Below are 6,536 nucleotides of genomic sequence, written 5' to 3'. Positions count from 1 at the left end.
TGGCCGTTCCAACGGCTGCCGCCCGCCTCGCGCACCAGCCACAATGACAGGGCAGCGAGCGGAGACAGGCGGGACTTCTCGGGAACCGGGGAATTCGGTCGGGGGTCAGGCCTCGACGCCGGCGGCCTGGACCAGCAGGTAGCGCCAGTCGTCGCCGGTGATGACGGTGCGGCTCAGGGCGCAACCGTCGACGCCGATCTCGACGACATCGACGAAGCTGGCGTCGCCCTCGGGCAGGACATGGGCGAGCACCGTCGAGACCTCGACCAGGTCGGCGTTGGTCTGGCGGCGCCAGGTGTCGGCGAAGGCCTGTTCGAGGCCGCCGGCGAGCATCACGGTCTCGCCGCCGAGCTGGTCGCGATCGGCCTGGAGCTGCTGGATCACGTCCTCGTCGGTCATGCAGGCCGGCACCGCGCCGGAGGCATCGGCGACGAAGAGCGGCCCGGCATCGACCGGAGCGGCCATCGCCATCTCCTCGAAATCGGTGCCGTCATCCAGCATCGCCTCGTCGAGCGCCGGACCGGTGGGGATGCGGGCGAGCGCGACGGCGGCGGTCCCGGCGGTGAATGCCAGTGCGGCTGCGACGGTGATGGCCTTGCCGAAATGCCTTGCCATGATCTCTCTCCCCTGCCTGCTGCCTTCCGGGACCGTGCCCGGTCGGGGCGAACCGGGTCCGTCAACCTCCTGGCCGGACCCCGTGTGTTCGATGCCATTTTATTAACGCCAACCGCGGCGCGGCGCTGTGACCTCCGCCACATTCGCCGCAACCTCCTGCAATGGCTTGGAAAAATGAAGCGGGGACGTGCCGCTCAGGCCCGTGACGGGAACGGGTCGAGGAGCCCGGGCACAGCGCAGGAATCGGCGGCCGCTGCCGGCGCGCAGGCCGGATACGGCGCGACGCCGCGGACCGGCGGGTGGAAGGACAGGAACATCGCCATCACCGCGACGCCGCCGGCAAGCAGGTAGGCGCCGCCGGGGCGTGCCGCCCGGCTCCCGTGCACTCCGATCGTCGCGACTCCTGCCGCCATTGCCGCGGGTCCCCTTTGCGGCCGGCGCCCTCCGGCGCCGGTCCGTGCATCTGCGATCATACCGCCAATCGTGGAAAAACAACGGCGCCGCGTCGCTCTGCCACAGCGCCGGTTCGGCTAGCGGAACAGCCAGGAATCGAAGGCGAAGAAGCCCATCTGCTTGGAATCGTGGGCGCGCACTGCCTCGGCTCCCTCGCCGCCCGCGCCATAGGCGAAGAAGAGCGGCATCAGGTGCTCGTCGGTCGGGTGGTTCTCGGTGACGAAGGGCGCCCGCTCCTTCCAGTGGAGGATCGCGTCCCGGTCGCCCTTGGCGAAGGCGTCGGCGAACCAGCCGGTGAAGGCGTCGACCTTGTCCGCCATCTCCGGATCCGGCGCCAGGCCGCGCCGCATCGCGTTGAAGACGGCGCGGAGGTTGTGGGTGATGTGGCCGGAACCGACCAGCAGCACATTCTCCTCGCGGAGCGGCGCCAGCGCCCTGCCGAGCGCATGGTGATAGGCGGCATCCCGGCCCGGATCGATCGACAGCTGGACGATCGGGATATCGGCTTCAGGGAAGGCGAGCATCATCGGCGTCCAGGTGCCGTGGTCGTAGCCGCGCTCGGGCGCGACCACCGTCGGGATGCCCGCCGCGTCGAGCATCGTCTTGATCCGCGCCGCGAGCTCCGGCGAGCCCGGCGCCGGATAGACCATCCGGTAGAGCTCGTCGGGAAAGCCGCCGAAGTCGTAGATCATGCCCGGCGCCGGATCGCCGACCACCACCGGGCCGCGGGTCTCGAAATGGGCCGACATGACGACGATCGCCGAAGGCCTGCCGACCAGGCCCTCGAGGCCGCGGAGATAGTCGCGCGCCTCTGTGTCGTCGAGCACGATATTCGGTCCGCCATGGGAGATGAACAGGCTGGGCGTGGTCATGGCTTTGGACTCTTCGCGCCGCCGGGGGATGGCTGGGATTTTCGGACAGGATACTCGCGGGCCGGGCCGGGACAACCGGCCTCGCCGCGACTGGAAGGGGACGACGCGTAGCGCACATATAGGCCGGTCCGCGCCGACCGCAACGCGGGCCGCGTCTATCGCCTCCGCCTCACCCCGGCCGGATCGCGTAGCCGAAGAAGTCCGGCACGTCGCTGTCGCGCTCCAGCACCTCGCCTATCCGCGCGATCTCCGCCGCCGACAGCTTGGCGATCTGCTCGTCATTCATGTTCCTGACCGGCTGCGCCGGGTAGTCCTTGACCCTGACGCGGTGCCGCCGGTCGGCCTCCGCCGCAAGGTCCCCGGCCAGGCCGAAGCACGCGAAGAGGCCGGCCGGCTCGGCGCAGAATGCCTCATAGCTCGTCCGCGCATACCCCTCCCGTTCGGCGATCCCCTTCAGGATGCGGCCGAACCGGAGCCAACGTCCGGCCAGTTCCTCGACCCGCGTCAGCCGCTCCGCCGTGCCGAGCCCCTCGAAGCCATGGCGGCGATAGCCGTCGGACGAGACACAGGCGTACGGATCGCGATTGCTGATCACCACCCGGACGCGATCGAAGAGCGCGGCGATCTCCCGGTAGCGCACCATGTTGGGCGGGCTCTTCTCGACGAAGAAGCGGATCGCCGGCTGGTTCTCCACCGCCCTGGCCGCCGCTTCCCGCCACACCGCCCCGATCCGGTCATAGGCACGGGGCTTCGCCCCGTCCCAGCGGTCGTCATCGCGAAGGTCATCGACCAGCCACTGTCCCTCGAAGCGGCGCTGCAGCCCGCCGATCGCCGGGCTCTGGGCCATGAACGCGGCCATGGCGGTCGAGCCGCTGCGCGGCGGGGTGAGAAGCAGAAGTCCTTCCATGCGGGCGGGCTTGTCGGCGATCCGGGCCAATCAGTCGCGTTGCGGGCCGCCGATGGTAGCGCGAAACCGTGCCGGAGTCCGGCCTCGCCAAGCCGTCGCCGCGGGCTTCGATGCCCGGCTCTCCGGGCCGGAGCGGAAGGTGATGACGCTGCGGGCCTGACCCCTTGCTCCCAAGCCGCTCCCAAAATCGCGGAGCGCGGCCGGGTCCCCAGCCGCACGGCCTCTGTAACTGACTGAACCGGCGGGGAAAATGGTGGGCGGTACTGGGATTGAACCAGTGACCCCTACGATGTCAACGTAGTGCTCTCCCGCTGAGCTAACCGCCCATCCGTCGCCGGCCCCGTGTCGGGCCCGGCGACATGCGCCCGCATATAGCAGGCGCGGTTCGGCCAGCGCAAGCGCTTGTCGCACCGGCGCGAATGCGCAAGACGAGACCGTGCGGATTTCAGGCGGCTAGTCGGTCAGACGAGCGAAATAACGAGACGATGACCGGACAAGGGTGCGGTGCTGCTCGCCATCCTCGTCGGTCGAAACGATGGCGAACAGGCCTTCCTGCGCATTCACCGTCTCCAGGTTGATCTCGAATTCCTGCTTCTCACTGTCGTTCTGGGACGCGTGCCGTGTTGCCAACCATGACATGGCAGTCCGCTCCTTTGTTCATTTCAGTTCGTCTAGATAGGGCATTTGACCGATAAGTACGACCTTTTTTCGTTCAACCTCCGGCGCGCCCGGGCGAGGTCCGGCCTCCCGCTCCCGGCGGGCCGCCACCGTCAGGCTCCGGTCGGGCCAGGGGGAGATCCCTGCCCGGCCGCCGCCGCGGCCCGTTCAATGGACAGTATTTCGTTTAGCGGATGGTAAAGGGCGTCCGCCACGGAAAAGACCAGGTCCACGTCTCTGCGCCGGTTGAAGACATTCCGCGATTCGCTGTCGACCGCCAGGAAGCCGATGACGTCCGGCAGCACGTCGTCGCCATCCGCGTCGCCGAGCCGGATCGCCGCGCTGACGGTGCTGCGATACGGCAGCACCCAATGGCTGGCGGTCATTCGGCCCCACCAGCTCGGCGTATAGACGTCCGAGGCGAAGCTGCCGTCGTAGGCGTCCTTGCTCGTCGACCGGAGCTCCTTGTCCATCGGAAGATTATTATTGAAATAGTGCCATATCTTATATTTTTTCTGAAACATCGTATAGAATCCACTGTTTTTCTTCAGCGGATCGCAATTTTCCGACTCCCTCAGCTGGTCCAGTTCCTTTACGCGACTTTGTGTCTTGCTATCCCGTGCGTAGACAACGACATACATCACGCCCTGTTTTTCCGAAAGCACCTTGAGCGACGCCCGGCAATTCGTAGAAGTCAATATTGAAAAGACGGAACTCACCCTATCAAGTATCTTCTGGAGATCCCTCCTTATCGTTTCTGCGATAATTTCTACTTCATTGATATTTCCATTACCTATCTTTATCCTCCTCAGAAACGTCGTAAGATTTCTGATCTCATGCTGGATTTGATGCGTATCGCTGACAATGTTCGCGTATTTCTCTTTTTTTGAATTGAAGATAACGCGCATTGACAACAACAATACGCCAATGGAAATAACAATAAAAACAAAATAATACGCGAAATTGGACTTAGCGTTGGCCTCGCCGACGAAATAATCGACAATCTGAAAAGCCGTCAAGGCGGTGAGCAGATAGCCTCCAACCGCCACCAGGAAAAGGGCGAGCGGCTTCAAGAGCCGCCAGACGTCGTCGACCCTGCCCAGGAATCCCCCCATGCGACGCCCCTTGTCCTGTTGCCTCGCCTATCGTCATAATAGGCGCATATTCCTGATGGGTACAACAGGTTGTTTCTTGTCCTCGATCCCATCCACCGCGGTCGAGGACAAGGCATCCATGCCGGGGGCCCGGGCGAAGCCGGCGGAGCGATGGCGCGCGATCCCGGCCGGTGCCGGCGAGGCGACGAATGGACGGCGCCACCAGCATGTCGGCAAGCAATCCTCCGTCCCGCCGGCCGGTCGCCGCCTGGCGCTCGCACCTGTCTTCCGCCGCCGTTCGCTTCCGGCCCGCGCGGCGATCACACCCCCCTCACCCGCGGCTCGCCGTCGGGGCCGAGCATCAGCGCCGCGATCGCCCAGACCAGCGCGTCGAGCCGGTCCGGCGAGCGGCCCGACGACAGCCCGTCCGGTCCGAAGTCGCAGAGCTCGTCCTCGAGCTCGGGAAAGGTCCCGGCATGGCGCACCCGTCCCCGCGCATAGAGTGCGGCCACCGGCTCGGCGCGCAGCCATTTGCCCCGCGTCGCGCGCACCTTGGTGACCGGCACGCCGGGGTCGACCTGGCCGAGCACCGCCTCGACCATGTCGCCGCCCTGGTTGATCTCGGCGACCAGCGCGTCGGCGTCGAGCCGCCGGTAGAGCCTGGTCGCGGCCGCCGCCCAGCGGTCGGGGAGAACGGCCGCGACCGTCGCGTCGGCGATGACATGGCCGATGCCGTCGCGGTCGAGCCCGGCGGCGACGATGCCGCAGGTACCGCTCCGCTCGGAGGCCGGCGGATCGACGGCGACGACGATGCGGCGAAGCGGCGGCGGCGCCTCGATCCGCGCCGCCTCGATCGCCGCGCGCTGCCACAATGCGTCCGCCCTGTCCTCGATCAGCTCGCCCTCCAGCTCCTGCCGGCCGAGCCGCGTCCCGGCATAGCGCCCGACCACCCGCTCGATGAAGCCGGCGGCGAGGTTCTTCCGGTTGGCGCGGGTGGTGGCACGGGTGATCGCGGTGTCGCTCGCGGCGATCAGCCGGCGGAGGAGCGGCGTCGGCCGCGGCGTGGTGGTCACCATCTGGCGCGGCCGTGTCCCCAGCCGAAGCCCGAATTGCAGCATGTCCCAGGTCGCCTCGGCATGCCGCCACTTGGCGAGCTCGTCGCTCCAGGCGGCGGCGAATTGGGGTCCGCGCAGGCCCTCCGGATCCTCGGCCGAGAAGGCCTGGGCGACCGCCCCGTTTCGCCACACCAGGCGCCGCCGGGTCGGCTGCCATTCCGGCTGCTCGGCGGTCTCGTGGACCCTGAGCAGCCCGGATATCCCCTCGATCATCACCTCGCGCACGTCGGCGAAGGTCTCGCCGACCAGTGCGATGCGCTCGACCGGCCCGTCGGCGAAAGGCGGAATGCCGAGCGCGAGCCCGCGCACCCATTCCGCCCCGGCGCGGGTCTTGCCGGCGCCGCGGCCGCCAAGCATCAGCCAGGTCAGCCAGTCGCCGGCCGGCGGCAGCTGGTCGGGCCGCGCGAAGCCGATCCACTCGCGGCTGATGAACTCCGCCTCAGCCTCGTTCAGGATCTCCAGCAGGGTCAGCGGGTTCTTCCCCCTCTGCAGCCCAAGCTGCAATTTTCCGCGCAAGCTCGGCTCGGAATTGGCCACGATCGGAAGGCTCCGCTCTGTCGGGTTTCGCGCCGCCGTCCCGCTCGAGCGCCATCAGGGTTGCAAGTGTCTTGGCGAGGTTGCCGAGGATGCGCGCGTCCTTCTCCTCGACCGCCGCCCCCTGCTTCCTGAGCCGCGTCTCGATCATCGCCACCTGCCGGTCGACAGCGCCGATCAGCCGCCCCATCACCGAGCCGGCATCGTCGAGGCTTGTCGCCAGCCGCCGGCCGGCCGTGCCGCCCTCGCGGCGCGGCGCGGCGCGCGGCGCGTCGGGCGGCCGGGTCCA

Annotated in this window: 8 protein-coding genes and 1 tRNA gene; all 9 read right to left on the bottom strand. The window is 67.6% G+C overall.

Annotated features, from left to right (window positions below):
• Positions 1-105: 105 nt before the first annotated feature.
• On the bottom strand, positions 106-615 hold the full coding sequence (locus tag KDJ86_RS07775) for a hypothetical protein (RefSeq protein WP_291744548.1): 510 nt from the start codon (positions 613-615) through the stop codon (positions 106-108).
• 194 nt (positions 616-809) lie between these two features.
• Positions 810-1,028 (bottom strand): hypothetical protein, encoded by a 219-nt coding sequence (locus tag KDJ86_RS07770; protein ID WP_291744547.1) that lies wholly within the window; start codon positions 1,026-1,028, stop codon positions 810-812.
• A gap of 117 nt (positions 1,029-1,145) precedes the next feature.
• Positions 1,146-1,940, bottom strand: a complete 795-nt coding sequence (locus KDJ86_RS07765; protein ID WP_291744546.1) for a DODA-type extradiol aromatic ring-opening family dioxygenase — start codon at positions 1,938-1,940, stop codon at positions 1,146-1,148.
• Between the two features lie 169 nt (positions 1,941-2,109).
• Entirely contained in the window at positions 2,110-2,847 is a 738-nt protein-coding gene (locus KDJ86_RS07760) for a sulfotransferase (RefSeq protein ID WP_291744545.1), read from the bottom strand.
• Between the two features lie 251 nt (positions 2,848-3,098).
• A tRNA-Val gene (locus KDJ86_RS07755) sits at positions 3,099-3,173 on the bottom strand.
• Positions 3,174-3,300: 127 nt separating this feature from the next.
• The gene (locus KDJ86_RS07750) at positions 3,301-3,486 is read right to left on the bottom strand and encodes a hypothetical protein (RefSeq protein ID WP_291744544.1); all 186 of its coding nucleotides are present in this window, start codon (positions 3,484-3,486) and stop codon (positions 3,301-3,303) included.
• 131 nt (positions 3,487-3,617) lie between these two features.
• Positions 3,618-4,619, bottom strand: coding sequence for a hypothetical protein (locus KDJ86_RS07745; protein WP_291744543.1), 1,002 nt, complete (start codon positions 4,617-4,619; stop codon positions 3,618-3,620).
• A 299-nt stretch (positions 4,620-4,918) separates the two neighbouring features.
• Positions 4,919-6,166: a DNA-packaging protein gene (locus KDJ86_RS07740; RefSeq protein WP_291744549.1), complete on the bottom strand. Its 1,248-nt coding sequence runs from the start codon at positions 6,164-6,166 to the stop codon at positions 4,919-4,921.
• On the bottom strand, positions 6,153-6,536 hold a 384-nt coding region (locus KDJ86_RS07735; RefSeq protein WP_291744542.1), incomplete at its 5' end, for a hypothetical protein. The genes KDJ86_RS07740 and KDJ86_RS07735, both read right to left, overlap by 14 nt.

Source organism: Bauldia sp. (assembly GCF_020442045.1).
Lineage (GTDB): Bacteria > Pseudomonadota > Alphaproteobacteria > Rhizobiales > Kaistiaceae > Bauldia.
This window is presented reverse-complemented; position numbering and strand designations above follow the sequence as displayed.